Source organism: Corynebacterium sp. ACRQP (genome assembly GCF_022345915.1).
Lineage (GTDB): Bacteria > Actinomycetota > Actinomycetes > Mycobacteriales > Mycobacteriaceae > Corynebacterium > Corynebacterium lehmanniae.
This window is the reverse complement of the sequence record NZ_JAKRMZ010000016.1, coordinates 35,213-61,768: the sequence shown is the minus strand read 5'-3', so window position 1 is coordinate 61,768 and position 26,556 is coordinate 35,213. Positions and strand designations below refer to the sequence as shown.

The 26,556-nt window shown below is 65.2% G+C and carries 26 protein-coding genes; 10 read left to right on the top strand and 16 right to left on the bottom strand.

Features of this window, described 5'->3' with window-relative positions; genetic code table 11:
- The 7 genes from MHY23_RS07720 to MHY23_RS07690 form a co-directional block, all read right to left on the bottom strand.
- Nucleotides 1-348, bottom strand: a 348-nt coding sequence (locus tag MHY23_RS07720) for a metallophosphoesterase (RefSeq protein ID WP_239307077.1), incomplete at its 3' end; no start/stop codon positions are given.
- Nucleotides 349-368: 20 nt separating this feature from the next.
- The gene (locus MHY23_RS07715; protein WP_239307076.1) at nucleotides 369-1,664 is read right to left on the bottom strand and encodes a hypothetical protein; all 1,296 of its coding nucleotides are present in this window, start codon (nucleotides 1,662-1,664) and stop codon (nucleotides 369-371) included.
- 63 nt (nucleotides 1,665-1,727) lie between these two features.
- Nucleotides 1,728-3,386, bottom strand: coding sequence for an iron ABC transporter permease (locus MHY23_RS07710; protein WP_239307075.1), 1,659 nt, complete (start codon nucleotides 3,384-3,386; stop codon nucleotides 1,728-1,730).
- An 8-nt stretch (nucleotides 3,387-3,394) separates the two neighbouring features.
- Nucleotides 3,395-4,462 carry an ABC transporter substrate-binding protein gene (locus MHY23_RS07705; protein ID WP_239307074.1) on the bottom strand — a complete coding sequence of 356 codons (1,068 nt, stop codon included), beginning with the start codon at nucleotides 4,460-4,462 and terminating at the stop codon, nucleotides 3,395-3,397.
- Nucleotides 4,463-4,495: 33 nt separating this feature from the next.
- Complete coding sequence (locus MHY23_RS07700; protein WP_239307073.1) at nucleotides 4,496-5,509, bottom strand: ABC transporter ATP-binding protein; 1,014 nt, start codon at nucleotides 5,507-5,509, stop codon at nucleotides 4,496-4,498.
- Nucleotides 5,510-5,606: 97 nt separating this feature from the next.
- Nucleotides 5,607-5,945, bottom strand: a complete 339-nt coding sequence (locus tag MHY23_RS07695) for a DUF3017 domain-containing protein (RefSeq protein ID WP_239307072.1) — start codon at nucleotides 5,943-5,945, stop codon at nucleotides 5,607-5,609.
- Between the two features lie 52 nt (nucleotides 5,946-5,997).
- A complete protein-coding gene (locus tag MHY23_RS07690) occupies nucleotides 5,998-6,870 on the bottom strand; it encodes a bifunctional methylenetetrahydrofolate dehydrogenase/methenyltetrahydrofolate cyclohydrolase (protein WP_239307071.1) in 873 nt (290 codons plus the stop codon).
- A 15-nt stretch (nucleotides 6,871-6,885) separates the two neighbouring features.
- Between MHY23_RS07690 and MHY23_RS07685 the strand changes: the two genes are divergently transcribed.
- Nucleotides 6,886-7,359, top strand: a complete 474-nt coding sequence (locus MHY23_RS07685) for a tRNA (cytidine(34)-2'-O)-methyltransferase (protein WP_239307079.1) — start codon at nucleotides 6,886-6,888, stop codon at nucleotides 7,357-7,359.
- On the opposite strand, the gene MHY23_RS07680 is transcribed toward MHY23_RS07685, so the two are convergent.
- From MHY23_RS07680 to MHY23_RS07660, 5 genes are all read right to left on the bottom strand, one after another.
- Nucleotides 7,306-8,691: a PH domain-containing protein gene (locus MHY23_RS07680; RefSeq protein ID WP_239307070.1), complete on the bottom strand. Its 1,386-nt coding sequence runs from the start codon at nucleotides 8,689-8,691 to the stop codon at nucleotides 7,306-7,308. The genes MHY23_RS07685 and MHY23_RS07680 overlap by 54 nt on opposite strands.
- Nucleotides 8,688-9,182, bottom strand: coding sequence for a PH domain-containing protein (locus tag MHY23_RS07675; protein ID WP_239307069.1), 495 nt, complete (start codon nucleotides 9,180-9,182; stop codon nucleotides 8,688-8,690). The genes MHY23_RS07680 and MHY23_RS07675 overlap by 4 nt, the downstream gene beginning before the upstream one ends.
- A gap of 461 nt (nucleotides 9,183-9,643) precedes the next feature.
- A complete protein-coding gene (locus MHY23_RS07670) occupies nucleotides 9,644-10,345 on the bottom strand; it encodes a hypothetical protein (RefSeq protein WP_181889877.1) in 702 nt (233 codons plus the stop codon).
- A gap of 28 nt (nucleotides 10,346-10,373) precedes the next feature.
- Nucleotides 10,374-13,562, bottom strand: coding sequence for an error-prone DNA polymerase (locus MHY23_RS07665; RefSeq protein ID WP_239307068.1), 3,189 nt, complete (start codon nucleotides 13,560-13,562; stop codon nucleotides 10,374-10,376).
- Nucleotides 13,563-13,595: 33 nt separating this feature from the next.
- Nucleotides 13,596-14,153: a DinB family protein gene (locus MHY23_RS07660; RefSeq protein ID WP_239307067.1), complete on the bottom strand. Its 558-nt coding sequence runs from the start codon at nucleotides 14,151-14,153 to the stop codon at nucleotides 13,596-13,598.
- Nucleotides 14,154-14,225: 72 nt separating this feature from the next.
- Here MHY23_RS07660 and MHY23_RS07655 point away from each other — a divergent pair, with 72 nt between their 5' ends.
- The 6 genes from MHY23_RS07655 to MHY23_RS07630 all read left to right on the top strand — a co-directional run bounded on the left by MHY23_RS07655 (nucleotide 14,226) and on the right by MHY23_RS07630 (nucleotide 19,751).
- Entirely contained in the window at nucleotides 14,226-15,206 is a 981-nt protein-coding gene (locus MHY23_RS07655; protein WP_239307066.1) for a YafY family protein, read from the top strand.
- A gap of 94 nt (nucleotides 15,207-15,300) precedes the next feature.
- Nucleotides 15,301-16,194 carry a MetQ/NlpA family ABC transporter substrate-binding protein gene (locus MHY23_RS07650; protein ID WP_239307065.1) on the top strand — a complete coding sequence of 298 codons (894 nt, stop codon included), beginning with the start codon at nucleotides 15,301-15,303 and terminating at the stop codon, nucleotides 16,192-16,194.
- 40 nt (nucleotides 16,195-16,234) lie between these two features.
- Nucleotides 16,235-17,125: a MetQ/NlpA family ABC transporter substrate-binding protein gene (locus MHY23_RS07645; RefSeq protein ID WP_239307064.1), complete on the top strand. Its 891-nt coding sequence runs from the start codon at nucleotides 16,235-16,237 to the stop codon at nucleotides 17,123-17,125.
- Nucleotides 17,126-18,154 (top strand): methionine ABC transporter ATP-binding protein, encoded by a 1,029-nt coding sequence (locus MHY23_RS07640; protein WP_239307063.1) that lies wholly within the window; start codon nucleotides 17,126-17,128, stop codon nucleotides 18,152-18,154.
- Complete coding sequence (locus MHY23_RS07635) at nucleotides 18,151-18,852, top strand: methionine ABC transporter permease (RefSeq protein ID WP_239307062.1); 702 nt, start codon at nucleotides 18,151-18,153, stop codon at nucleotides 18,850-18,852. The genes MHY23_RS07640 and MHY23_RS07635 overlap by 4 nt, the downstream gene beginning before the upstream one ends.
- 11 nt (nucleotides 18,853-18,863) lie before the next feature.
- The gene (locus MHY23_RS07630) at nucleotides 18,864-19,751 is read left to right on the top strand and encodes an HAD hydrolase family protein (RefSeq protein WP_239307061.1); all 888 of its coding nucleotides are present in this window, start codon (nucleotides 18,864-18,866) and stop codon (nucleotides 19,749-19,751) included.
- An 86-nt stretch (nucleotides 19,752-19,837) separates the two neighbouring features.
- Here the strand turns inward: MHY23_RS07630 and MHY23_RS07625 are convergent, their stop codons facing one another.
- Nucleotides 19,838-20,716, bottom strand: a complete 879-nt coding sequence (locus MHY23_RS07625) for a sucrase ferredoxin (RefSeq protein WP_239307060.1) — start codon at nucleotides 20,714-20,716, stop codon at nucleotides 19,838-19,840.
- 141 nt (nucleotides 20,717-20,857) lie between these two features.
- On the opposite strand from MHY23_RS07625, the gene MHY23_RS07620 reads away from it, so the two are divergent.
- Nucleotides 20,858-21,445 (top strand): hypothetical protein, encoded by a 588-nt coding sequence (locus MHY23_RS07620; RefSeq protein ID WP_202032267.1) that lies wholly within the window; start codon nucleotides 20,858-20,860, stop codon nucleotides 21,443-21,445.
- Here MHY23_RS07620 and MHY23_RS07615 read toward each other — a convergent pair whose 3' ends face one another.
- A complete protein-coding gene (locus MHY23_RS07615; protein WP_239307059.1) occupies nucleotides 21,446-22,999 on the bottom strand; it encodes a DNA polymerase Y family protein in 1,554 nt (517 codons plus the stop codon).
- A complete protein-coding gene (locus MHY23_RS07610) occupies nucleotides 22,996-23,685 on the bottom strand; it encodes a hypothetical protein (protein ID WP_239307058.1) in 690 nt (229 codons plus the stop codon). Before MHY23_RS07610 ends, MHY23_RS07615 begins: the two co-directional genes overlap by 4 nt.
- 176 nt (nucleotides 23,686-23,861) lie before the next feature.
- Between MHY23_RS07610 and MHY23_RS07605 the strand changes: the two genes are divergently transcribed.
- Entirely contained in the window at nucleotides 23,862-24,278 is a 417-nt protein-coding gene (locus MHY23_RS07605) for a hypothetical protein (RefSeq protein WP_239307057.1), read from the top strand.
- A 102-nt stretch (nucleotides 24,279-24,380) separates the two neighbouring features.
- Here MHY23_RS07605 and MHY23_RS07600 read toward each other — a convergent pair whose 3' ends face one another.
- On the bottom strand, nucleotides 24,381-25,772 hold the full coding sequence (locus tag MHY23_RS07600; RefSeq protein ID WP_239307056.1) for an RNA-binding domain-containing protein: 1,392 nt from the start codon (nucleotides 25,770-25,772) through the stop codon (nucleotides 24,381-24,383).
- 324 nt (nucleotides 25,773-26,096) lie between these two features.
- On the opposite strand from MHY23_RS07600, the gene MHY23_RS07595 reads away from it, so the two are divergent.
- The gene (locus MHY23_RS07595) at nucleotides 26,097-26,549 is read left to right on the top strand and encodes a PspC domain-containing protein (RefSeq protein ID WP_181889866.1); all 453 of its coding nucleotides are present in this window, start codon (nucleotides 26,097-26,099) and stop codon (nucleotides 26,547-26,549) included.
- The last annotated feature ends 7 nt before the right edge of the window (nucleotides 26,550-26,556 follow it).

The following is a 26,556-nucleotide window of genomic DNA, read 5'->3' as shown; positions in this document are numbered from 1 at the left end:
CGCCCGGATGGTCTGGGGCTCTTGCCTTGCGACGATCACGCCGTCCGGGATGGTTTCTGTGAGATCGTGGTGCACGTCGTGGTTGCCCGCGATGAACACGACGGTGTCGAACAGCTCGAGCCCGCGGGCGAAAAACCGGGTGACCTCGCCGTATGTCGCGTCCGCGAACCGCTTGCGGTCGATGACGTCGCCCAGCATGACCAGGTGCCGAGCGCCCGCCTCCGCGCCGCGTTGCAGGGTGCCCAGCGCCCAGTCGATGCCGGGGCCGGTCTTCTTGTCGCCGTGTTGCTTGCGGCCGAGGTGGATGTCGGCGACAACGAGGACGGGGTCGGCTGCGTGGTTAGGCATGGTGCCAGGATATCCGCGGGCTACACGTCGCCCAGGAAAATCTGGGCGTGACGCAGGTCGAAGATGTCCGCCTCCGCCACATGCCCGTACACAAACGGGTATAGCTGCTCCCGGTTCGGCAAGCACGTCTCCCCGTACTCTTCTGGCGACTGGTGGTCGAACACCGCCACGAATCGGCTGCCCGGGAGCAGGTTCAGCCCATCTTCAAGTGCAAGCGAGAATTCCTGGTTGCTGGCGTCGGTCCAGCCGCGCGGGATGAGCTCCGAGATGTCGCGTGGCAGCCAGTGCCCAATGGTGCGGGCCAGCTCGACTGCTGCGTCGACACGCATCTCCTCGTTGAGCTTCGCCGCGCTGCGGGCCAAGTCGCGGGGCACTTCATACACCTCGTCAAAGTTGCTCATCACCGACAACGAGTACGCGTACATGTCCAGCAGGTTGCGGCGGTACACCCCGTCCTCGTCGAAGCGCGGGGAATACACCAGGTTGTCCAGCTGCTTCGCGTAGGCGAGTTCGGTGTAGTACTCCACCGGCGTGTAACCGCAGGTGAGACTACAGAATTCTTCGGCGGTCTCGCCGAGCTCCTTCAGCAACGGAAACGCCTCATCTTCGGTGTGCACAAGGTAGGTGATGCGCATGTCGTCGACGTAGACCGAGGTGGCAAGCCGCGAAATCACCGTCCCGTCCGGGTACATCGGCACCGGGTACACGGTACGGCCGACCGCAAAGTAATCGTCCACCTCGTCCGCGTCCAGCATGTTCACGCTCACCGCCTCGTGGTCCGGGGTGAGCGTGGCGGCGAAGCTTTCCTGCGTCTGCAAATCGTCCACCACCACGACTCGCTCTGTGGGACTGTCGCCTCCCAGACGCGTTGGCATCCACGTCTCTAAGCAATCGTGGAACTCCTCGAGCTCACCCATGAGGAAGTTGCCGGCCGCCTGTTCGCACTTCCTGGCCTGGTAGTACGCGGTGGTGAAGCGTGGGTCCCATTCTTTGAGAATCTCTAGGTTGTCGGCGGCTTCCGCGAAGTAGCGGCGCGCCTGTGAAGGGGTGGTGTCAACGGAATCGCGCCCCAAATCCAGCAGTTGGTGGGTGTTGGCCAGCACGACGTAGGCATCCAAAGACTCGGTACGCCACGGCTGCACTGGCGTGTACTCGGACACAGCGGCCGACAGCTCGGCCGTCATCTTGCGGGCAAAATCAATTTGCTGGGGAGACGGTTCGTCCTCGTAAATCGACTTCACCGACACGGTGACCTCAACCTCGGTGCCGGGGATGTCGGTGGTGAACGAGAAAATACTCGGGTGGGAATCTGTCATGCGGGACCTCCTGGGGAAACGACAGCTTCAACCCTACGAAGCCCGCCGACACGCAGTGCCAAATTACCGAACGTGTGCGCTACTTTTGCCCTGCCACCAGCGGATCAGCACAAGCACGACGGTGGAGGTGCCCACGCCGATCAGCGTCATCGCCATGGCTTCGGCGCGGTGGCCCTGCTCAAACTGGTTCATGATCCACGGCGCGAGCAGGTTGATGCGCGTCGGGCGGATCAGCGAGGACATGACCAGCTCGCGGATGCCCACGAAGAACGCGAGCAGCCAGCCGGCGAAGATACCGGGCGCGAGCATCGGCAGGGTGACGCGGGTAAACGTCTGCCAGGACGTCGCGCCGGCGACGGCGGAGGCCTCCGACAGCGTCGGCGACATCGCGGCGGCGGACGTTTTGATGTTTTGCACCGCCATCGGCACAAACAGCACCGTAAACGCCATAACCAGGATCAACTGCGAACCGTACGGGGTAAACGGCAGCTTCGGCGAGTTCCACAGGAGGATGAAGCCGATCGCCAGCACAATGCCGGGCACGGTGTCCGGCGCCACGGCCAAAAAGTCGGAGACGCGCGCGGGCCAGCGGCGGCTGCGCATCGTGAACACCGTCACCGCCAGCGCCAGGATCACCGCGGTTGTCGCGCCGATGGCGCCGAGCACGATGGAGCGGGTCAGCGCCTCCTGCCCGGACGGCATGGTCAGCACGATGTGGAAGTAGTCGAACGTGAGGTTGTCCAGTGTCGGCGGCTTGGAGCGCAGGATGGTCATCGCCGCCAGGATGATGGAGATGTACGGGATGAACACGCTCAGCGTGAACACCACCGCGGTGTACAGCCAGGCAAGAGCCATCATGCTTCTCGACGGCCGAAGGTTGACCGCGCGAGACACCCTGCCGCCCGTGGCGAGCACTCCCCTGCCCGCCCACTGCTGGATGGCCCACGCCATCACACCGAGCGTGAACAGCACGCTGGAGGACGCCGCCGCCTTGGAGAAGTTCAGCGGGTCGATGGTCACGTCCTGGTAGATCGAGGAAACGAGCACCTCGTAGCCGATCGCGTTGCCGAGGGTGACCGGGGTGCCGAACTCGCCGGCGGCCTTGATGAAGACGATCAGCGCGCCGAGCGAGTACGGACCGACCACCGCCGGCACGACCACGCGGCTGAACTGCTGCCACCGGCTCGCACCCGCCACCTGCGCCATCTCCAGCTGCGAGGCCGGGATCGACGCGAACGCGTTGCGCAGGATCAGGTAGAGGAACGGGAAGAGTTCAGCGGCCATGATGAAGCCCATGCCCCACACTGAGTTGATGGCGGACCGGACGGCGTCGCCAAGCGTGGGCCCCAACAGCATGTCCGCCACGCCGCGCAGGCGGGTGAAGTCCATCCACGCCATCGCCGCGGCGAACGGCGGGGTCATAAACGGCACCATGACCAGCACTTCCACCCACCCTGCGCGCCGCATGGGCGTCCAGGCTCGGAAGAAGGCCAGCGGTGCCGCAAAGAGTGTGGCGAAGAAGACGACGAGGACGGAAAGCCAGACCGTGTTGCGGATCACCCGCAGCATCTCCGGGCGCAGCAGGCTCTGCAGGGCAGAGTCTTCGCCGCGGTAGCCGGTCACCGCTGTGACCAGGACGGACACCAGCGGTGCCGCCACCAGGACCAGGAGGATGATCAGGACCGGGTAGACCCCGGGGCTGGTTTTCGTCTTCGCCGTCATTGGTGCCTTTACTTCAGGTAACGGTCAGCGAACTGCTCGCGGACGTTCTTGGAGTCCTTGGAGATGGCGGCCCAGTCGTCGGAGATCTGCTTGATGTCTGCCAGCTTCGGGCCGTTCTTCGGCTCCACGTTCTTGTTGGACGGGATCATGTTCTTGGACGCGGAGATCTGCTGCGCCTCCTCGGAGAACATGAAGTCCACGAAGGCCTTCGCGGCGTCCATGTTGTCGGAGGACTGCATGATCATCACCGGGCGCGGGGTGACCGTGGTGCCGGAGGACGGGATGACAACCTCGAGCGGCTCGCCCTTGCCCTTGGCGGAGTACGCGGAGTAGTCCACGCCGCCGAAGACGATACCCTTGGAACCGGAGGTGACCTGGTCAAGCGCCGGTCCGTTGGCGCCCTGGACGATCATGCCGTTGTCGAAGAGCTTGTCAAACAGCTCCCAGGTCTTGTCCTCGCCCCACTCGGCGATCATGGCGGTGAGCAGGTCGGCGGCGGTGCCGGACTCGCGCGGATCCGGCATGATCACCTGGTCGGCGTACTTCGGGTCTGCCAGGTCCTCCCAGTCGGTCGGGATGTCGGAGACCACGTCGGTGTTCGCCACCAGTGCGAGCGCGGAGCCGTCGCGGCCGTGGAAGGTGTCGTCCGCGGCGTTCCAATCGGCGTTGGCGGCATCGATGTTCTCCGGCTTGTAGGACTCCAGCGCACCGGTTTCTGCCTGCTTGTTCGCGGCGCTCCAGGACGCCAGGTAAACCACGTCGGCCTGCGGGTTGGCTTCCTCCGCCTTGATCTTGGCGGTGACCTCGCCGGTGGTGCCAGCGAACACGTTGACGGTCACGCCGGTCTTCTCCTGGAAGGCCTCGACCAGCGCGTCGGTCAGGCCCTGCGGGTTTGCGGAGTAGTAGTCGATGGAACCGGACAGGCCCTCCGGGGCCTTCCACTCGTCGGCGGCGACGGTCTCGTTGGCCTCGTTTGCGCCGGTGGACTCAGCGGTGTCGTTGGACTCGACGGAGCCGCAGGCAACCAGGCCGAACGCGGCGGATGCGCCCGCAAGCGCTGCGATGATCTTCTTCATGTTGGGAAATCTCCTGTAAAAGGGGAAACGGGATTAGGAACGCGGGGTGAGCGTGAGCAGTACTTCGTCGCCGCGGCCCAGGCGGTGCCTGGTGTAGGCCAGCCAAGGCTCCGGCGCACCCGGCACGACGCTGCGGACTTCGTAGCGTCCGCCGGTGTACTGGCTTTCCACCACCTCGCCGACGATGGAGTTCGCCGGAAGCACATCCGGTCGCTTTCCATGCAGCGGGGTGACCTCGAGGTCCTCCGGCCGGTTCGACGGCAGGGTCTCGTGGGTGTTGGTCACGCCGACGAAGCCGGCGACGAAGTCGTCCGCCGGGTGGTCGTACAACTCAACCGGGTCCGCGAACTGCGCGACGTTGCCGGCGTTCATCACCGCGACACGGTCGGACATGGCCAGCGCCTCCGACTGGTCGTGCGTGACGTAGATGACGGTGAGGTTCAGCTCGTATGCCAGGCGGGTCAGCTCGGAACGGATCTGGGTGCGCAGGGCGGCGTCGAGGGCGGACAGGGGCTCGTCCATAAGCAAAAGCTCCGGGTCGGAGACGAGCGCACGCGCAATGGCGACGCGCTGCTGCTGCCCGCCGGAGAGCTCGTTCGGGCACTGCTCGGCCTTCGCGCCGATGCCCACCATGTCCATCGCGCGGGCCACGCGCTTGTCGCGCTCCGCCTTGGACACCTTCTGCTTGCCGGTGGTCAGCGGGAATTCGACGTTTTTAGCCACGGTCATGTGCGGCCACAGCGCGAGGTCTTGGAACACCATGGACAGGTTGCGCTTGTTCACCGGCACGTTGGTGTTCGGGCCGAACACCTCGCGGCCGGCGAACTCGATCACGCCCGCGTCCGGCGTTTCCAGCCCGGCGATGCAGCGTAGAAGCGTGGACTTGCCGCAGCCGGAGGGGCCGAGGATGGAGACGAACTCGCCCTTCGCGATGTCCAGGGACGTCTCGTGGAGCCCAGTGCCGTCCGCAAACTCACGCCGGACTCCCTGTAAGGAGACCTGGGCCGTATCGCTTGCAATGTTTTCAGCACCGTTACCAAAATTCACCCGTGGCACACTAGGGACGCAAGGTTACCGCCTGCCGACGTCTAGCCGACGCGAAGGTGAACACCTGGTGAATGTTGAGTGGCGCTGCGTCGGTGAGCTACGACCCCAGGGCGTCCACCGACCAGGACAGCCACAGCATGGCCGCGCCGAGCGCCGTGGTAAACAGCGCGTCGAAACGCTTTGAGCGCACCGCCACCAGGCCAATCACCCTGGAATCGCAGGTCAGGCGCATCACGGTGAGCCACAGCATGGCCGCGCCCAGGGTGAACGTGGCGCGGCGCCAGTGCTCCGTGGCCGCGTAGATCCCCGAGAGCACGAACCCCACCACGAACAGCGCGGCCATCACCCGCTGCACCACAACGGGCAACGGCGAGGCCGCGGCGCCGCGGTCGTGGGGGTTGTCCAGCGTCAGCCCGTCCGGGAGCTCCGTGCTCAACCGGTCGCTCCCAGGCAGCTGGATCCTGCTACTTGCCAAACCGGCTCACGCCCTAGCTGGCGTCCTGGCCGATGCCGGCTTGGCGTTCCGCGTTTTCCACGATGTTGCGCACCAAGAACGTGCGCGTCATCGGGCCCACGCCGCCCGGGTTCGGGGAGACCCAGCCGGCCTTCTCCCACACGTCCGGGTGCAGGTCGCCGACGGTTTTGCCGTCGACGCGGGACACGCCGACGTCGAGAAGCGCGGCGCCTTCCTTGATCATGTCCGCGGTGATCATGTGCGGCTTTCCGGCGGCGGCGATGATCACGTCGGCGCGGCGGGTCTCCGCGGCCAGGTCCTTGGTGCCGGTGTGGCACAGCACGGTGGTGGCGTTGACGTCGCGGGCGGTGAGCATCAGCGAGATCGGCCGGCCCACCGTCACGCCACGGCCGATCACGCAGACGATCGCGCCGTTCAAATCCACGCCGAAGCGCTCCAGCAGTTTGATGGAGCCGTTCGGGGTGCACGGCAGCGGCGCCGGCTCGTTGAGCACGAGCTTGCCCAGGTTCACCGGGTGCAGCCCATCGGCGTCCTTGGACGGATCAATCAGCTCCAGGATGCGGTTTTCGTCCAGGTGCTTCGGCAGCGGCAGCTGGACGATGTAGCCGGTGACGGCCGGGTCGTGGTTCAGCTCGTCGATAAGCGCCTCGAGCTCCTCCTGAGTGCTATCGCCCGGCAGCTCCTTCATGATGGACGCGATCCCCAGCTCCTCGCAGTCCTTGTGCTTCATGCCCACATAGTTCTGGCTCGCCGGGTCCTCCCCCACCAGCACCGTGGCCAGGCCCGGGGTGACGCCGTGCTCAGCCTTGAGACGAGCCACGCGCTCCTTCAAATCCGCGAAAATCTCCTCGCGGTAGAGTTTTCCGTCCAGTTTGATCGCAGTCACGGCCCCAATCCTAGACTGTCAGGCGTGCTCCACCTGATCTACGACAACCCGGCCATCGGCGGCAACGCCGGCGCCGCCATCCGCCTCGCCGCCAACACCGGGGCGCAGCTGCACTTCGTCGAGCCGCTCGGCTTCAACTTCGACGATAAGCACCTCAAACGCGCCGGCCTGGACTACCACGACCTGGCGGACGTGATCATCCACCCGGACATCGACGCCTGCTTCGATACCATCCCCGATTCGCGCATCTTCGCGTTCACCGCGCACACCGAGCACCGCTACCACGAGGTGTCGTATCAGGACGGCGACGCGCTGCTGTTCGGCAACGAGGCCAACGGCATTCCCGTTGAGCACCTCGCCCACCCGCGGATCACGCGCGAGGTGCGCATTCCGATGCTGCCGGCGCGGCGCAGCATGAACCTGACCAACTCCGCGTCAGTCGCCGTCTACGAGGCGTGGCGCCAGCTCGGGTTCGTCGGCGGCATCTGACAAGGGGTCCGTGACCTGCATCGGCGGGAGCTTGCGGGCCCGCAGCTTATCGACGATTTCACGCGCCTGCGCCTCCCCCACATCGCGCAGGGAGACACTGAACGGGCCGGGCACCATGTCCAGGTCCACGTTGGCCAGGCCGAGGACGCGCTGCAGCGGGCCCTGCTCGAACGCCAGTTCCTGGATGTGGGGGGTTTCCACCATCTGGTACCAGCGTCCCAGCCGGCCGGCCGTCGCGGCGACTGCGCCGTCGCGGATGGTGACGGTCTGGCGCTTCCAATCGATCGGCGAGACCCACCGGGCGCTGCGCGGCGAGCGGTAGTCGGCGCCGGCGAGGTCCGTCAGGTCGCTGCCAGTCATCGGCCCGATGGCGTCCACCATCGCCTTTGCCTGCTCCCACGTGCCCACCGGCAGAAGCTTCGAGGTGCCGGTCTGCTTGTTGCGCTCCGAGCCGTAGCCCGCCACCACAACGGAGACGGTCCACCAGCCGAACAGCCGCCAGAACATCGGCTGGCGCAGCTGCACCGCGTGGATGCGCGAGCGTGGCACCGCTTGACGACGGCGGTTGGCCAACCCGTACGTGAGGTGGAACATCTCCCCCTCCTTGGTGCAGGTGAACCGCCAGGACTGGTCGATGGTGCGCCAGATCCGTGGCAGGAACCCCACCAGCACCGGGATGATCGCCGCGGCGGTCAGGTCCGTCCAGATCGGCACGAACGCCCACGCAATGGTGAACAGCGTGGACATCTGGAACGCGGTGCCGATAAGCGACCTGCGGATCGGGATTGGGGGGACGAGGTTCGGGCCGGAGGCGTCGATAGGCAATTGCTTCTGCGGTCCCCCGATGCGGCGCAGCAGTTGCGCGCGCACCTCCTCCGCTTCATCGCGCGGCAGGTAGGTGATGTCGATGGCGGATTGCGCGTTGCCGGCGGCCTCGATGCGCACCGACGCGAGGCCGAAGATGCGCGGCGCGAAGGATTCGATGACGTCGACGGCCTGAATGCGGTCGAAGCGCGCGGCGCGGACCTGGTTGGTCAGCACGCCGCGGCGCACCTCTACCTCCTCCTCGCCGATTTTGAAGCCGCTGCGGCGCCACCAGATTTGGGAGACCGCGAAAATCACCGCGAGTGCGGCGACGGCACCCGCCGCCGCCCACGCGATCTCGCGCGCGCCGACGTTTTCGCGCTGCGCCCAGTGATAGATAGGCATGGTGAAGTTGAACAGCGCGATCGTGGCCAGGGCCAGCACGAACGCCCACACGCGAAGCAGCGGGGTGAGGCGGTGGATGCGGCGGTAGCCCTCCATGCCGGGCGTGGTGTGCTCAGTGCTCACAGGCCGCTCATCCGCTCGCGGGCTTTGACGGCCAGGCGGTCCCGCAACGCGTCGGCGTCCTCCGCGAGCAGGCCCGGAAGATCCGAATCCGACGAGCTCGACGCCGTGTGCACCTTCAGCTCCTTCAGGCCGAGGGAGCGGGAGATCGGGCCGGACTCCACATCCACGAACTGGATGCGCCCGTACGGGATCACCGTGATGGTGTGGAACATCTTGCCCTTGCTCAACACCAGCTCATTGTCGGTTTCCAGCCAGCCCATGTTGCGCACCTGGAACGGGATGAGGAAGAACCGCCAGATGAAAAAGACGCCGAACAGGCCCAGCGGGATGAGAAAACCCCAGCCCCACTCGCGGTAACAGAGGTAGAGCCCGCCGCAGACGAAGAACATCCAGATGGCGTTGCTGACCAGCTTCGGCCACATCAGCTTCGGGGAGACCTTGTGCATCGTCTCCACCGAGGTGGGCAAAGGCTGCAGCGGTGCGTCTGACATGGCGCTCACGCTACCAGCCCGGGATGGTTGGGCTGTTCCGGCGTAGATGCTTACCCCAGGATGCTTACTCGGCGTAGATGCTTACTCCAGGATGCTTACCCATCGAGTACGGCGGCTGGCATCGCCCTGGCTCTCTCGAGAAGTAAGCGTTTAGAAGTAAGCATCCTGGGGTAAGCATCCACAGCCAACACCCGGCACAGCCACCCGGTCACACACCCATCACCAGAAAACGCGCGACCCGTGTGGACTACGACAAGTTCTCCTGCTGCTTCGGTGCCGTCGACGCACTGTTCGGTATCCGCCCAGCGCAGTTTTACGGCAACGACGACACGCTAGAGCATCGGGCCGCCTCGCGTGCCAAACAGTTGCGACCTCCTGTTTCGCACTGTACGATTTCTTCCACGGAGCCGGGTTTTCCGGCGAATAGGCAACGGCCCCCACCTCAGTTGTGGGGGCTGTCCTCATTTCAGTGGTGACTGGTTGAGCGCTTCTAAAATCCAGCGTTCACGCCGAAGCCACTCACCAAGTTTCGGATTAATCATTTTGCAGAGTTCAACGCTGTCTTGGTGCGCCTGTCTCACTGCATTCTCCTCCGAAATAATCGGCCTGTGATGCGAAGCTCGGTTTCGGATGGTCCGCAAACTATTTGCTCGAGAAGAAAAGTTCGTCTCATCCGCGTGAGTTAACCGTGGGCGGATCGCTTCGACCCACAGCACGTGCCGAGGATTTCTGTCGTTTTGGTAATGGGACGTCGGCAACAGCTGGGTCCACGATCCAAAACTTAATCCAGCCACATAATCATTATGGGTAGGGTTCGGCCCAGCAGTTTTCAAATCGGCGAATGACCTCAGCGGCCTTTTCGGCTGTGCCACCACTGTCGCGAGCAAATCAACTGGGTCGGTAATCCACTCCCGAGTTCCGCCGTGTTGGATATTCCACTCCGCAAAACTTTCGTCGATGACTGTTCTCAGCTGCACCTCTGCAAACCCTGTGGTTCGGAGAATCGCTGCAGCAACATAGGAGTTCCAGAGATAAATCTGAGCAGCAACCAAAGGCCCTTTTTGCCCGGCGAGATCCATGTACCTTTGTCGTCTCGCTTCAGGTAGCGAGCCCAGAATGATCTCCGCCGAGGTTTTTGTCACCGGATTGGTCGAAATTTTCATTTCCCCCCTCTGCTCCACTTGTACCCCATCACCGGAAGTCCCGGGACCCGCGGGAGAGCAGCTCCCCCATCGCCAGTGGCTCGAGCCGGTCCGCCACCACGGATACCGCCCCGGAGGCGTTTTGCACGATCCCGCGCACGACCAGCGCCTTGGCGGTGCGCGCTAACACCCGCTGTTTGTTCCACAGCCCGACGGAGATGACCACGTTGATCAGCCCGGTCTCGTCCTCCATTCCCAAGAAGGTCACCCCGCCTGCGGTGGCTGGGTGCTGACGGTGCGTGATCACGCCGGCCACGCGAACGCGGGTGCCGTCTTCCACGCCGTGCAGAAGCTCCGAGGCCGGCACCACGCCCTGCGCGGACAGCGCTGTGCGCACCATCTCCACCGGCATGACCCCCGGCGTGACACCGGTGGCCGCAACGTCGGCGGCCATCAGCTCAAACGGGTTCATGCCCGGCAGCGACGGCGCCACCACCGAGGACAACCCGGGCAGCATGCCCTCGCGCTCCGTGGCGGCCACGCCCGCCTGCCACAGCGCCTGCCTGCGCGTGCCCCCGAAGCAGTCCAGCGCCCCCGCCCGAGCCAGCGCCTCGACGTGCTCCACGGACAGGTCGGCCCGGCGCGCCAGGTCCGCGATCCCGTCGAAAGGCGCGGCCTGTTCAATCCGCAATGCCGCATCCGCACCCAGGCCCCGCACCAGGTTCAACCCCACCCGGATCGTCGAGGAGTCCACGCACAGCGCCTCGCACCCGGAGTTGTTCACGCACACCGGCAGCACCTCCACCCCGTGGCGGCGCGCGTCCTGGATCAAAGACTGCGGGGAGTAGAACCCCATCGGCTGCGCGCGCAAAAGCCCCACGCAGAACTCCGCCGGGTAGTGGCGCTTAAACCAAGCGGAGAAGTACACCAGCGAGGCGAACGACTGCGAGTGCGACTCCGGGAACCCGTAGGCGGCGAAGGCCACGATCTTCTGCCACAGCCGCTCGGCGACCTCCGAGCCAATCTCGTTGGTGCGCCAGCACCCCTCGAAAAACCGCGACTTCAACGCCGCCATGCGAGCCGGTGAACGCTTCGACCCCATGGCCCGCCGCAGCGCATCCGCCTCGCGGCCGGAAAAGCCTGCCGCATCCACGCAGATCTGCATGAGCTGCTCCTGGAACAGCGGGATGCCCAGCGTCTTGCCCAGGGCGCGCTCGAGCACCGGGTGGTCGTACTCCACCGGCTCCAGCCCGTCGCGCCGCCGCAGATACGGGTGCACCGACCCGCCCTGGATCGGGCCCGGGCGGATCAGCGCCACCTCCACCACCAGGTCGAAAAACCGGCGCGGCTTCAGCCGGGGCAGGGTGCCCATCTGCGCGCGCGATTCCACCTGGAACACGCCGACGGAATCGGCGCGGCAGAGCATGTCGTACACGTGGGCGTCGTCAAGCGGAAGCTCCCACAAGTGCACCGTGCGGCCCGTGGTTTCCTCCACCAGATCCACCATGTGGTGCAGCGCCTCCAGCATGCCCAGGCCGAGCAGGTCGAACTTGACCAGGCCGGCAGACGCACAGTCGTCCTTGTCCCACTGCACCACCGAGCGGTTTTCCATCCGCGCCCACTCCACGGGCACCACGTCCGCAATCGGGCGGTCGCAAATCACCATACCGCCGGAGTGAATGCCCAGGTGGCGCGGCTGCCCTTTGAATTGCGCCGCAAGCTTCTCGACGCCCTCCGGCACCTCCGCCATCCCCTTCGCCCAACTATCAGCCGCGCCCTGCGCGAACCCCAAAGCACGAGCGGCGTCGCGCACCGCGCCCTTAGTCCGGTATGTGATTACGTTGGCCACCTGCGCCGCGTTGTCGCGCCCGTAGGTGTCGTAGACGTACTGGATCACCTCCTCGCGCCGGCCCGACTCGATGTCCAAGTCGATGTCGGGCGGGCCGTCGCGGTCCGGCGAGAGGAACCGCTCGAACAGCAGCCCCGCCTCGATCGGCTCCACGTTGGTGATCCCCAGCGCGAAGCACACCGCCGAGTTCGCCGCACTCCCGCGCCCCTGGCACATGATGTTCTGCCTCGCGCAGAAATCCACCAGGTTGTACACGATGAGGAAGTAGCCGGGAAAATTCAGCTCCTCAATCACCTCCAGCTCGTAGCGGATTTGGGCCATTGCTTTTCGACGCACCTCCGGCCCCCTCGCCGCATAGCGAAACTGCGCACTCGCCAGCGTGAGTCCCCGCAGATGCTCCATCTCGCTGCGGCCGTCCGGCGTGGGATAGCGCGGCAGCTCCGGCGCGACCAGGTCAAGGGTGAAAGCGCAGCGTTTGGCCAGCTCGACGCTGTAGGCAAGCTTGTCCTCGCACCCCGGATACATGCGTTGGAGCTGGTCGCCGGAGCGCAGCCAATTCGCCCCCATCGGGTGCAAGTCCCCGTGCGCCTGGGCCAGCGACTCGCGCCTGGCCAGCGCCCGCTTCGCCTGGGCCAGCCGGGCCTGGTCGCGCGTGGCCGCGGCCGGTGCCGCAGTGACGATGGCAGGGAGCTGCGCTGCGTGTTTTTCCGCGTGCGCGTTTCGCGCCCGGTCTAGTGCTGCGTGCCGGTCCGCGTCCTCGGGCGTCATGGACACCTCGTACTCCAGCACCACATTGTCCGCGCCGAAGACGTCGACCAGGTGGTCGATTTCCTCCGCCCACCGCCAGCCGGCAAGCACGACGCAGGTGCTGCCCAGCTGGTCGCCGATGAGCTCCAGCGGCGGGTAGGCCACCTTGTCTTTCTCGCGGGTGGCCATGTGCGCGTCCGCCATCAGGTGGGAGAGGCGCTTGTAGCCCTCCGGCCCGCGGGCGATCACGGGCAGGACGGTGTCGCCCAACGTCAGCTCAGCCCCGAAGACGGTGTCCAGCCCGGCCGCGGCGGCCGCCTCCGCGAACTTCACCGCGCCGTAGAACCCGTCCCGGTCCAGCAGCCCCACCGCGCTCAGCCCCAGCTCAACGGCCCGGGCCACCAAGTCCTCCGGTTCGCTCGCCCCGCCGAGGAAGCTATACGAGCTGACGGTGTGCAGCTCGGCGAACGGTGTCGTCGATAGGCATCGCTCGCGCGATGGAGACGTCGACTCCGCCTTGCCGTACGCGCCGCCTGCGGGCGTGCCGGTGTGGCCGACCGGCACCGGCTCCGGGCCGGGGCGGCCGGAGAGGATGCGTTCGAGCCGCGACCACGACAGCGGCGCTCCCCCGTTGAACCTCATGGAGGGGACGCTACCACTGCTCGAAACTGTGTGCTACTCACTCCAAGGGGTGATGTATTCGTTCGGTTCCCACCCCTCGATCGCCGCAAGCAACTCTGCAGCCTGCGCACCGTCAATCTGCTCCCGAATGATGTCCGCATGCCCGGCATGGCGGGCGAACTCCTCCACCGCATGCACGTAGATGTAGCGCAACTTAGCTACCTGCGGCTCATCCATGCCGTACCACGGGAACGGCCCCACCGGCAGTTCCGCCTCAAGGTCACCACCGCGACACATCTCCATATAGTCAGCTCGCACGCAATCGAAGCGTTCCAAGATGCGGTCCAGCGTCTCTTCGGCAGTCGGCGTAAAGCTGGCTGCAAAGTCGGCCTGTGAGTATTCATACCCGGCAACACCGGCACCGGAAAGCGACCCCACCATGACAAACGTGGCGTGTTTGAGCAGTCCGCTAATGCTCAGCGCACTGCGGAGTGGAGTGCGCCTCGCAGCATCGTCGTCAAGCCCAAACGCGCTAGCCCGCAGCGCATCTAACTGCACGTCAAGATAGTTACAAAGCGTGTCTAACTCATTGTCTTTGCGCGGAAAATACATCGGTATTCCTTCCTGTCGATCACCTTCCAACCGGAACCTTAAGCCCCGTTGAGGACAGCTTTTGTCCGCAGCATGGAGAAGAATGACCGCATGGCAAATACGACGCAGCGCGTGCTCCAGCTTTTGGGACTATTGCAAGCGCGAACCACGTGGCAAGCAAGCGCCCTCGCCGCTGAGCTCGGCGTCACAGAGCGCACAGTGCGACGCGATATCGCGCGGTTGCGCGATATGGACTACCCGGTCAATTCCAGCAGCGGGATCGAGGGCGGCTATCAATTGGGCACTGGTCGCCATTTACCACCCCTACTCCTCGACGACACCGAGGCCGTCGCGCTCGTCGCGAGTCTGCGCATGACGGCCCTGAACGGCACCGACAACGCTGGAGCAGCTGCGCTTCGCGCCTTGGCCAAGATTGATCACATCTTGCCGCCCCACCTGCGAGCCCTAGCATCAGCGGTTGATAACGCGACAACAGCGCTCCCCTATGAGCGCCCGACCGTCGAACTACAACTACTCACCCAACTCGCCACTTCACAGCAGGACCACACGCTCGTACGTTTCACCTACAGCAAGCCCAACGGCACATCATCCACGAGGGAAGTTGAACCAGCCCGGCTCATGACCCAAGGCGAGCTCTGGTATCTCCAAGCATTTGACAAAAGCAGAGACGACTGGCGCACTTTTCGCCTCGACCGAATAAGCAACGCACAAACAACATGCTGGGGTTTCACCCCGAAGGTTCCACCACCCCCGGACTTCAGCAGCGATATCACAAAACGCTATCCCTGCGTCATCCGTGTGGAGCTGGAAAGCTCACCCGAGCTGGTGGCCGAACGGATCCCCCCTCCCTATCGCACCGACCTAGAGGTAACCAAAAATGGATGCACTTTCCTCACCGGCGCACCAAATTGGGACGATCTTGCATGGCACCTTCTTTGGGTATGCCGCGACCTGGACTGCAGGATGAAGTTGGATGCGAGCGCAGAGTCAGACCACCTTCGAACGGCGTTGCACAACATCGGACAAGCTGCGCTTTTATTGGCCCAGGCATAGAAGCGCAAACTGCTTCGTTCTAAAAAATAGACTAAGCGGTACATAGGGTGCTAGATTCTGACCCGTCATAGATTCCCTACCCAAGGAGACCCCAATGCGTATCAAGCGCACCCTCGCAACCGTTGCCGCGGCTGCCCTCGCCACCACGGGCTTGGTCGCCTGCTCCAACGAGTCCGACGACACCGCTGACACCGCCGCCAAGGACGGCGACAACGTCACCGTCAAGATCGGCACCACCGAGGCCGACCAGGAAGCGTGGCGCGTGTTCAAGGACCTGGCCAAGGACAACGGCATCACCCTGGACATCGTCTCCTTCTCCGACTACTCCCCGGTCAACGAGGCGCTCGCGCAGGGCGAGCTGGACGTGAACAAGTTCCAGCACATCAAGTACCTCGCCGAGTACAACAGGGCCTCCAACAACGACCTGCGCGTCGTCGGCTCCACCGAGATCGTGCCGCTGGCGCTGTTCTGGAAGGACCACGACTCCATCGACGGCATCGACGGCGAGTCCGTGGCCATCCCGAACGACCCGTCCAACCAGGGCCGCGCCATCAACGTGTTGGTCCAGGCGGGCCTGCTCACCCTGCGCGACAGCGTTGCGGACGAGCTCGCCCCGACCCCGGCCGACATCGACAAGGACGCCTCCAAGGTCACCGTCACCCCGGTGGACGCGTCCCAGACCCCGTCCGCCTACAACGAGGGCAAGCCGGCCATCATCAACAACACCTGGCTGGACCGCGCCGGCATCGAGCCGGGCCTGGCCGTCTTCCAGGACGACCCGGAGTCCAAGGAGGCTGAGCCGTACATCAACGTCTTCGCCGCCCAGGCCGACGACATCGATGACGAGACCCTGAACAAGCTGGTCGAGCTGTGGCAGACCCCGGAGGTCGCCGAGGCTGCGGCGAAGGACTCCAAGGGCACCTCCGTGCCGGTCTACCGCGAGCAGGCTGAGCTCAACGAGATTCTGGACCGCCTCCAGAACAAGTAAGTCTCCACACACCCCCAACTAAGCAAAAGGAGCACGCGTCATGCGTACCAAGCGCGTTATCGCCGCTGCGGCGGCATCGCTCATCGCGGCCACCGGGCTGGTGGCCTGCTCGTCGGAGACGGAGTCGTCGACAAGCAATGGCGACGGCGACAAGGTCACCGTGAAGATCGGCACCACCGACGCCGACCTGAAGGCCTGGAGTGTCTTCGCCGACGAGGCGCAGAAGGCAGGCATCGACCTGGACATCGTCCGGTTCACCGAGTACCCGCAGGTCAACCCGGCGCAGACCGAGGGCCAGATTGAGATCTCGAAGTTCCAGACCATCAACTACCAGGCCCAGTACAACGCCACCTCCGGCAAGGACCTGCGCATCATCGGCTCCGGCGAGATCAATGTCCTGGGCCTGTACTGGAAGGACCACGACTCCCTCGACGGCATCGAGGACGCTGAGATCGCCATCCCGAACGACCCGTCCAACCAGGGCCGCGCGATCAACGTGCTGGTCCAGGCTGGCCTGGTCACCCTGCGCGACGGCGCGCCGAAGCTGACGCCGACCCCGGCCGACATCGACAAGGACGCCTCCAAGGTCAAGGTTGTCGCCGTGGACGCTTCCCAGACGCCGAACGCCTACAACGAGGGCCGCCCGGCGGTCATCAACAACAACTGGCTGCAGCGCGCCGGCATCGACCCGGCCTCCTCCGTGGCCGCGGACGACCCGAACTCGGAGCTGGCGGAGCCGTACATCAACGTCTTCACCGTCTCCGGCGACGACCTGGACAACGAGACCTACGAAAAGATCGTGGACGTCTGGCAGTCCGAAGAAGTCACCGCGGCGCTCAACGAGGACTCCAACGGCACCGCCGTGCAGGTCCAGCGTTCCAAGGAGGACCTCAACGAGATCCTCGACCGCCTTGTGGAGGAGTACAAGTAGATGGCAAAAACTGGCACCCGGATTGAGTTCCGGAACGTATCCAAGGTCTTCAAAACCAAAGACCGCGAGGTCAAAGCCGTCGACGACGTCACCCTGACCGTCGAGCCGGGCGAAATCCTCGGCGTGATCGGCTATTCGGGTGCCGGCAAGTCCACGCTTGTCCGCCTCATCAACGGCCTGGACATGCCCACCTCGGGGCAATTGCTTCTCGACGGCACCGACGTCGTCGGCATGTCCGAACGCAAACTGCGCGAGATCCGCCGCAACGTCGGCATGATCTTCCAGCAGTTCAACCTCTTTTCCTCCCGCACCGCCGCCGGCAACATCGAGTACCCGCTGAAGCTGGCCGGTGTGGACAAAAAGGAACGCAAGCGCCGCGTCGCCGAGCTACTCGACTTCGTCGGCCTGTCCGAGCGCGGCGAGAACTACCCGGAGCAGCTCTCCGGCGGCCAGAAGCAGCGCGTCGGCATCGCCCGAGCACTGGCGACCAACCCGTCGCTTTTGCTTGCCGACGAAGCCACGTCTGCCCTCGACCCCGAAACCACTCACGAGGTCCTAGGCGTGCTGCGCCGCGTCAACGAGGAACTCGGCATCACCATCGTGGTGATCACCCACGAGATGGACGTCATCCGCGCCATCGCCGACAAGGTCGCCGTCATGGAGGACGGCCGGGTGGTGGAGTACGGCAGCGTCTACGACGTGTTCGCCAACCCGCAGACATCTGTGGCCCAGCGTTTCGCCGCCACCAGCCTGCGCAACCGCCCCGACGAGGTGGAGGCGCGCGAGCTGCTGGCCAAGCCGGGCCGCCTGTTCACCGTGGACCTGACGGAGGACTCCGGGTTCTTCGGCGCGGCGGAAGCCGCCCGCGAGCGCGGCGTGTCGGTGGAGCCGGTGCACGCCGGCATCACCACCTTGCAGGAGCGTTCCTTCGGCAAGATGACCGTGCGCCTCAACGGCGACGACGCCGCCATCAACGAGTTTCTGGCCACCCTGCAGCAAAGCACCGAGATTGAGGAGATCACCCGATGAACCCGTTGAGCACTGGCGCAACCGAGTACATCCTCGCCGAGCCGAACTGGGACACCCTCGGCCCCACCTTCGTCGAAGCCATCGGCGACACCCTGTGGATGGTGGCCATCACCATGGTCGTCGGCGGTTTCTTCGGCCTGCTTCTGGGCCTGTTTCTGTACACCACCCGCCCGGGCGGCATCCTGCAGAACAAGGTGGTCTACACCATCATCAACGTGGCGGTGAACTTCTTCCGCCCCATCCCGTTCATCATCATGATCGCGATGCTCTACCCGCTGACCTTGCAGGTGGTGGGCACCACCATCGGCCGCGCCGCGGCGACGTTCGTGATGTGTTTTTCCGCCACGTTCACCGTCGCCCGCATTGTGGAGCAGAACCTGGTGGCCATTGACCCCGGCGTGATCGAGGCCGCCCGGTCCATGGGTGCGAGCCCGTGGAAGATCATCACATCGGTGATCCTGCCGGAGGCGCTCGGCCCGCTGATTTTGGGCTACACCTTCATCTTCATCGCGGTGATCGACATGTCCGCCATGGCCGGCTACATCGGCGGCGGCGGCGTGGGCGACTTCGCCATCGTGTACGGCTACCGCGCGTTCGAGCCCCAGGTCACCTGGGCTGCGGTGCTGGTCATCGTGGTCATCGTGCAGCTGGCGCAGTTCCTTGGCAACTGGCTGTCCAAGAAGGTCATGCGCCGGTAAGTTTGGGTGCCATGAAGGTAGCGGCGTTCGACTTCGATGGCACTCTCCACCACCCTCCCCACGGTTTCCGCGAGGAGGACATCGCCGCGATAGATGCCTGGCGTAGAGCCGGGCATCTTGCCATTTCTGCCACCGGCCGCTCCCGCACTGCGCTGGCGTACGGGATGCGCGGCAGCGGATTACGCTTTGACTACCAGGTGCTGTCCAACGGTGGTTCCGCAACGGACGGGGAGAACCGGGAGCTCATCTTCGGCCACGAGGTCGCGGGTTCCGTGCTGCAGGCAGCTCTTGACGCATACGGTTCCCGCGACGGCCTGGCCATTTTCGGCACCACCCTGGGCAGCGTCGACGGGGTGTTCGCCAACAACACCGGCGTCACCCACACCTTCACCGCGCACTTCCAGCAGATGTCCCCCGCGGACATCCCCGACCACCGCTTCGCCGTCGTGCCCATCTGGGTGCCGGGTAACGCGGGCCTGCGCGCGGAGGTCGTCGACTGGGCGTCCGCGCTCGGCGAGGTCGAGGTCGCGCAGAACCAGGATTACATCGATCTCATGGCCCCGGGGCGCTCTAAGGGTTCAGGCATCCTGCAGCTTCTCGACGAGCTCCGCCTCCCCCGCGAATCCCTCCAGCTCTACACATTCGGCGATTCCTGGAACGACCTGCCCATGCACGCCATCGCGGACGTCTCCCACGCCTTCCACCACTCCCTGCCGAGGTGCGCACCGCCACGGACCGCGTCATCGGCTCCGTGGCGGAGGTCCTGGGCGAGTACATGTAGCGCCCCTCACACAGATCGTCTAGCAGCCGGGAAAACACTGCTAGACGGTCCGACAAACGCGGACAAGTTTCCCCAGATGATATTGAACATCATTGTCGGTATCGGCCTGACCGTCTAGCAGGGTGTCGACGCTGCTAGACGATCCGCAGCACCAGCCCAGGACACCCCCGAAACCTGATCTGTGGCGGCGCGGGAAGCAGGAAGCTAACCCCGCAGGGTCACCGACGCTGCGACCCAGGCCGTACTCTCCTTCGGCGCCTTCCCGCACGAGTCGACCACACCGGACACCGGACGCTGCTCCAGCTGCACCTCGTACACCTGGCCGGACGCGGTGTCGGTGACCAGAGCGGAGCCGTCATCAGACGCAGCGACATCGAACTGGCCGTAGCGTGCGCCGGGCACCTCGGCGGCGACGGCGAGCTCGGCGACCTGCTCGACGGGGCCGAGGGTGCCGCGGCCGCGGTTGCCGGGGACGAAGTAGAGGCCCTCGGATGCGTCGGTAAGCATGGCGTCGGTGGCCTCGACGTTCATGCGGCCGAAGCTGTAGGCCCACGGCATGAGCAGCATTGTCGGCGCGAAGCGGTGGCCCTTGATGTGGGAGGTCTCCCACACCACGTCGTTGCCGGGGCCGAACGGGTGGCGCGCGTGCAGCTCGTTGACCATGGGGCGGCCCTTTACCGCGCAGCAGCGGTCGCGCTTGGCGTGGGTGCAAATGAGCAGCAGCGGGCGCTCGCGGCGCTCCGCGCCGTTGCGGCCCGGGCCGGACAAGTCCAGCTCCAGCAGCTCGTCAGGGCTGTCGACGTGCTTGACCTCGGTGACGGCCTCGTCGGCGAAGACGAGGTAGAGGTGGTGGTCGCTGATGTTGCGCCCCTCGCGCGTTGGGTGGCGGATGAGCAGCAGCGTCGCGTCGTGCGCCTCCAACTTCGGGGCGAGCTTGGCGGTGAGTTCCTCGCCGAGGGCGGCGTCGCCCATGACGTCGCGGGGCCAGGCTTCCGGCCACTCGAAAAGCACGTACACCGAGCCGGGCTTGGCGGTCCCGGGCAGCGGTTCAACCTCTACGTCAGAGCAGGGCAGTTGTTGCATGTCACCACCATAGCCAAGAGAGCAAAATTGCCTCCGAGACCACCTCTTAGACACCACACCAAGTTATAACGGTTGTATAACCTTTTGCGATTTCGCTCTTTTCCTTTTTGATCTCACCTGTCCGCTGGCTACGGTGACTGGGTGTTTAAAATTTCCGGTCTTTCCCGCGCGGCGTTCGCGGGCGCGTGCGTGGCGGTCGCTGCCGCGTGCGGCGCCTGCGGGGCCGTCAGCGACGGTGCCGGAAATACCCTGATGGGCAGCATTTCCTCCCCCACTACGCAGGCGCAGCCGCTGGGCACGGCCGACCCGGCGCCGAAGACGCAGCGCCCCTCGGTGCCGTCGCGCCTGGCCGTGGTCGGCGTGCGTGTCGGCGCGCACGAGGGCTTCGACCGCGTGGTGGTGGACCTGGAGGGCGACGGCAACCCGGGCTGGTTCGTGGACTACACCTCCACCCCGATGCAGGAGACGGTCGGCCAGCCACTGCAGGTGGCGGGCAACTTCTTCCTCAACATCAACGTCGACGGCACCGTCTACCCCTTTGAGCTGGGCAAAGACAACAACGTCCCGGTCACCATGGCGGGCGACACCGGCAACGTCATCGACGTGATCAGCGCCGGCACGTACGAGGGCCGCAGCCAGATCGTGGTGGGCCTGCGCTCTGAGCTGCCGTACTCGGTGCAGGTGCTGGAGAACCCGAAGCGCGTTGTTGTGGACATCGTCCAGAAGTAGCTAATACACAGCCTCGACGCGCCAGCTGCGCCGACTCCACACCAAAAGCCAGCCGGTCACGGCACCTTCTTCTCCGCCTTCGCGGCCCACGACCTGCATGCGCGCGACGCGGCCTGCGGGCAGCTCGGTTTGCGTCCACCAGTCCGCGTCCACGGGCCACGGGCCCGCCCACCCGGTGACCAGGTAGCGCTTCTCGCCCCAGGCCAGCCCGTACGGTTCGCTGCTCAGCATCGCTTCGGCGGTGACGATGACGGGGGCACCGGAGGCGTCGATAAGCATGATGCGCGAGGCCGGGTGGTCGATGCCGCCGCCGAGGCGCGCGGGCAGGGGTTGTGGGATCGCCCCGGGCCACGATTGCCTATCGACGTCCTCCGGTTCCTCCCCGAACGGCACCATCGCCACGCGCTCGGCCACCCCGCGCCCGCCGACAAGGCGCGGTTGGAGTACGGCGTCGATGCCGAGTTGGGACTGGACGCGCTCGACCACCCGGCGCGCGGTGTCGGTGGACGCGCCGTCGGACCACAGCTCCCCCACTGGTTCCGGCGCGGCGAATTCGAGCGGCTCGAGGATGAGGCTGGTGATTGCGCCGGAGCCGCCGTTGGTCAGCCAGCCGTCGAGCTGCCAGCGCACGCGGTCCGCGGTGGCGGCTTCGGTGAGTGGTTCGCGGGTGCGCCAGACGCGTTCGAGGCGGGTGCCGTCGTGAAGCTCGGCGACAACTTTCAGGCGCAGGCAGTTGCGGCCGGTGTCTTTGAGCCGTTCGTGCAGGCTGGCGGCCAGGGCGCGGGCGGCGAACGCGGCGGCGTCCACGCGCTCGATCGGGTCCTCGGGCGTGATCGCCACGGCGAGGTCCTCCACCGGCAGCTCCGGGGCGACGCGGCGGTCCGGCGCGGCAGAGGCGATGCGGTGGATGCGCATGCCTTTGGTACCGAAGCGGGTGGTCACCGCGTTCGGCGGCAGTTTCGCCAGCTCCCCGAGGGTGGAAATGCCCAGCTGGCCGAGCGCTTTGACGGTGTCCATGTCCGCGGCGAGCGACTCTTCCGCCACCAGCACGCCCAGCGGCTGCGCGGCCAGGAATTCGGCCGAGCCACCCGGCGGGACCACTTGGGAGGCGCGCGCGGCGATGAGCGCGGTGGCGATCTCGTCGGCGGCGCCTGCCTGGGTGTCGATGCCGCGGCGCGAGGCAGCGTCGATAAGCATCTCGAGCGCTTTGTCCTCGGCCCCGTGGAAGCGGCCCGCGGCGTCCACATCCACCACCACGAGCCCGGGGCGTAAGACCTCCACACTGGCGGCGACCTCGTCGAAGCTGGCGGCCAGCGAGGCGAACATGCGCCCGTCGCGGTCCGGGTTGTCCTCTATCACCGTCAGCTCGGGCGCGACCGCCTGCGCGTTGCGCACCCGCATCCCGCGGCGGATGCCCACCTGGCGCGCGGCGTGCGAGCACACCTTTATCCGGTGCTGCGCTGCGATCGCGATCGGTTCTGCCAGCTCATCGCCCGATTCCAGCCGCGCGGCCTGCACCGGCCAGTCCGGGAACCACAGCGCCGCGGCCCTCATGTGACGGCCCGGAGCCTTCGCTTCTCGACGCCTCCGGTGCCCAGCGTCACCCGCGCACTCGCCGGACGGTAGCCCTTGGCCTGCGCGCGGACGTCGAAGTCGATGCCGGTGATGCGGCCTGTACCCCTGCCGATGCCGTGGAACTGCGCGAGCTGGCCCGTGACGGTCAGCGCCGGCGAGGGCACCTCCACGTTCACGCACACCAGCGCGGCCTGGCCTTTGCGGATCCGGGCGAGCAGGGGGCGTGCGCGCACCGGGGTGAGCTGGAACGGGCTGCGGGTGCGCAGCACCACCAGGTCGAGCCCCTCGGCGAGCACGCCCGCGACGCTCAAGTCGTCGAGGCCCGCGTCCGGCACCGCCACCACACGCTCCATCGCGTCTGCGTCGTCGCCTGTACCGATGCCGGCGTAGGACAGTTCCGGCCAGCCCACCACACCTGCGCGCCCGCCGGCCTGGGCCACCTGGCTGATCAGCTCCACGATCAGCGCCGGGGTGTCGCTGACGTGCGTGACCGCCCGGCGCGGCAGGCCCCCGTTCGGCAGCACGAGCGAAAGCCCGCCCGCCACCGCGAGGGTCTCCGCGTCCTCGACGACCTGCTGCGGAACCTCCCCGCCGATAGCGGCCATGCGGGCGCGCAACTCGGCGATCTGGTCGGCGCGCGACTGCTGAGCTGGCGGTTCATCCACAACCGCCAGGTTTGCCGCCGCTGCCGACGCAGCTCGAATAGGTGTTCCACTCACGCCAGACAGTATGCACCCCGGGGCCGACACAGGCAACGCCCCTGGTCGAACATATTTGCGTATATATTGTCCCGCGCAAGCACATAGTCGCGCCACGAAGCTGACCGGTTAAGCTGCCCAGCATGATCCCGATCAGCGCAGCAGAGGTCCGCAACCGCGTCACGCCGATCCCCACCCCGACCGTCGTGCGGGCGCTGGGGTCGCTCGGCGTGGGCGGATCCATCGGTGTGATGGCCTCACAGGCGCCGCTGAAAATCAAAGCGGTCGTGGCGATCCTGTGCGTCGTTGCCGCCGTCGCCGTCACGCTGCTGCACCCCTACCGCAAACAGCTCCGCGCGTTCGCGGAGGAGAAGAACGTGGCCAGGGTGCCGTCGATAGGCATGGTGCTCCCCCTGATGCTGTGGTGGCTGCTGCTCATGCTCGCGCCGCTGGCCGGTTGGCCCGCGGTGGGCGCGTGGGTTGCGGGCGTGCTGGCGGCCGCGGCGGCGTGGGTGCTGTACCCGCATGTGGACGGGTCGCGGCGCCTCGCGTACGCATAGAACTACTCGAAAGAATCTACTCGAAAGACTTTCTAGTAGACGAGTTTTCGCAGCTCAACCTAGAAACATTCCCTTTCGAGTAGCTTTCTAGTAGCTTTCGAGCTACCGCAACGGCCCCTCCAGCAGCCACACTGCCCGAGGGTCCCGCGGACCTTTACCGCGCCATTGAATAAGCCCCTCTTCCCGCAACGCTTTCAACGCGCGGCGGACAGGGGGGTTTGAAATACCCAAAGCATCCGCAACCTCCCCCGTAGACATTGGCCTGCCTTTCGCTTGCATGACTGCCAGGACGCTACCAGCGTGGGGCGGGAGGGAGTCCGCGGTCTTCGGATCAAGCCGCTGAACCGCCTTCAACGTAAGCAGAACACTTCCGCTCGTCTGCTGGTAAATCGGGTCCGCAAAACCCACTCGCCGCATGCCAGCGAACATACGGCGAATACCCTCGCCGAGTTCTTGGCCAATCCGAAGCTCCGCCGTCACGCGAGCAATGAGGGGATTGCGTGCAAAACGGGCAATAGATTCGGGCCGTGTGGGGTCCACCAACCCGGGAAAGCGTCCCGGACTCGAAACTTCGATGCGAGATGGATAGATCTCAAACCGCACATGGTCGCCAGCCATGCTGTACGACCGGTGAATGACAGCATTCACCAACCCCTCAAGCCAAACGTCGTGCGGGATAAGGTTTTCATCCTCGAACAAACCCGAAGCCCCCAGTCTCCGAACTTGAGGCAGCATTCCCTCAATCACCTGCTGAGCTGCCCGAATTTGCTGCGGCAACGGGCCCCCGAACCGTTCATCGGCCAAAAGCTGCTGCTGGTGGCCCGCGAGCCGTTCATCCTCACCGAACCGAAGAACTCGGACATGCGCATTAGGAAAGAACTCTTGCGGGTCTTTACCAAAAAGTAAGAGTGCTGCTGTACGGGGCCTGCCTTCGCGGTCGATGAGATTTCTTGCCCTGAGAGCGTCTTCAGCGGATGAGGAACCAATAGCGTTGGCATATTCACCAACTGCCTTCATATCGATATCACCCATATCGACACGGGGCGGTACCGTCGCATCGAACTGCTGCTCGCCCTTGGTGTAACGCAGTTCGAGAATGCCGTCTGCATTCAGCAACCGAGATTCGTCGCCGACACGCAGGAAACAGTCCCCCGACCGCAAATAATGCACACGCTCACTCGGGTCCACATGAAACAGGTAAACCTGCGCACCGTCGCCGACATCAAACGGCTCGATCCGAACACGCACGGTTGGATCCGTGTGGTCGAGCGATGTTTGTCTCAAATCATTGTCCTGTTTAGGCGTCGGCACCCCATCGAACTCCCGGTCAGTAATTCCGACAGCAATAATGCCGCCCTCCGCATTAGCCATGCCGACGATGGTTTTGGCGAGATCTTTCGGCTTGATACGGAAAGACTTTCGCTCGAACCATTGATCTTCCGGCAGACGCAGGAGGAGGCTCGGATCATCTCGATAGTTTCTTTCGGGGTTCACGCGAGGAATTCTACTCGAAAGGCTTTCTAGTAGACGAGTTTTCGCAGCTCAACCTAGAAACATTCCCTTTCGAGTAGCTTTCTAGTAGCTTTCGAGCTCCGCAGGAGCACCTTCGCACAGACCCCTAGTAGCAAAGCCCTATTAAAGCCGAAATCGGCGCATACTCGGGGTCTGTCACTGGGGGTCTGTGGGTGGCACGGCGCAATCGCCACAGCAAGACAGCCCCGCCCCAGCCCCGCCGCACCAAAACCCCGGCTGCGAAGTCCGGCGGAGATACGGATAATGGCGCACATGGCTCAAGGATCTTCAAACTCGCTTCAACACATGTGGGACACGCGCCCGCACCGCATCCCGAAGGACGAGGGCGGACGCGCCGTCATCGCCGGTGTCTGCGTCGGCATCGGCGAGCGCTACAAGGTCGACCCGGTGGCCGTGCGCATCGCGTTTGTCATCCTCAGCCTGGTCTTCGGCGGCGGCATCTTCGCCTACCTGCTGTGCTGGATGTTCATGCCGCGCGTGGGCATGAACATCACCCCGGCCAAGGCGATCATCACGCCGAAAAGCGAGCTCACCCCACACGAGATCGAGGAACGCAAGCCCGGGTGGTGGCTACTTATCGGCCTGATTGTGTTCCTGCCCGCGGCCGGTGAAGCGGGAGACCTGCGCGGCACCCTGATCAGCTTCGCCGCGTTCTTCTTCGTCTGGTTCTTCACCTACGCGCGCCAGCCGGAACCGCCGGCAGGCCCCAACAGCAACAACGACCTGGTCTGGCGCTAGCCAGCAA

What these genes read in the sequence shown, in the direction of transcription:
- MHY23_RS07715 (WP_239307076.1), bottom strand. Translation starts at nt 1,664, where the DNA reads ATGACAGATTCCCACCCGAGTATTTTCTCGTTCACCACCGACATCCCC.
- MHY23_RS07710 (WP_239307075.1), bottom strand. Translation starts at nt 3,386, where the DNA reads ATGACGGCGAAGACGAAAACCAGCCCCGGGGTCTACCCGGTCCTGATC.
- MHY23_RS07705 (WP_239307074.1), bottom strand. Translation starts at nt 4,462, where the DNA reads ATGAAGAAGATCATCGCAGCGCTTGCGGGCGCATCCGCCGCGTTCGGC.
- MHY23_RS07675 (WP_239307069.1), bottom strand. Translation starts at nt 9,182, where the DNA reads ATGTCAGACGCACCGCTGCAGCCTTTGCCCACCTCGGTGGAGACGATG.
- MHY23_RS07670 (WP_181889877.1), bottom strand. Translation starts at nt 10,345, where the DNA reads ATGAAAATTTCGACCAATCCGGTGACAAAAACCTCGGCGGAGATCATT.
- MHY23_RS07665 (WP_239307068.1), bottom strand. Translation starts at nt 13,562, where the DNA reads ATGAGGTTCAACGGGGGAGCGCCGCTGTCGTGGTCGCGGCTCGAACGC.
- MHY23_RS07660 (WP_239307067.1), bottom strand. Translation starts at nt 14,153, where the DNA reads ATGTATTTTCCGCGCAAAGACAATGAGTTAGACACGCTTTGTAACTAT.
- MHY23_RS07655 (WP_239307066.1), top strand. Translation starts at nt 14,226, where the DNA reads ATGGAGAAGAATGACCGCATGGCAAATACGACGCAGCGCGTGCTCCAG.
- MHY23_RS07650 (WP_239307065.1), top strand. Translation starts at nt 15,301, where the DNA reads ATGCGTATCAAGCGCACCCTCGCAACCGTTGCCGCGGCTGCCCTCGCC.
- MHY23_RS07645 (WP_239307064.1), top strand. Translation starts at nt 16,235, where the DNA reads ATGCGTACCAAGCGCGTTATCGCCGCTGCGGCGGCATCGCTCATCGCG.
- MHY23_RS07640 (WP_239307063.1), top strand. Translation starts at nt 17,126, where the DNA reads ATGGCAAAAACTGGCACCCGGATTGAGTTCCGGAACGTATCCAAGGTC.
- MHY23_RS07635 (WP_239307062.1), top strand. Translation starts at nt 18,151, where the DNA reads ATGAACCCGTTGAGCACTGGCGCAACCGAGTACATCCTCGCCGAGCCG.
- MHY23_RS07630 (WP_239307061.1), top strand. Translation starts at nt 18,864, where the DNA reads ATGAAGGTAGCGGCGTTCGACTTCGATGGCACTCTCCACCACCCTCCC.
- MHY23_RS07625 (WP_239307060.1), bottom strand. Translation starts at nt 20,716, where the DNA reads ATGCAACAACTGCCCTGCTCTGACGTAGAGGTTGAACCGCTGCCCGGG.
- MHY23_RS07615 (WP_239307059.1), bottom strand. Translation starts at nt 22,999, where the DNA reads ATGAGGGCCGCGGCGCTGTGGTTCCCGGACTGGCCGGTGCAGGCCGCG.
- MHY23_RS07605 (WP_239307057.1), top strand. Translation starts at nt 23,862, where the DNA reads ATGATCCCGATCAGCGCAGCAGAGGTCCGCAACCGCGTCACGCCGATC.
- MHY23_RS07595 (WP_181889866.1), top strand. Translation starts at nt 26,097, where the DNA reads ATGTGGGACACGCGCCCGCACCGCATCCCGAAGGACGAGGGCGGACGC.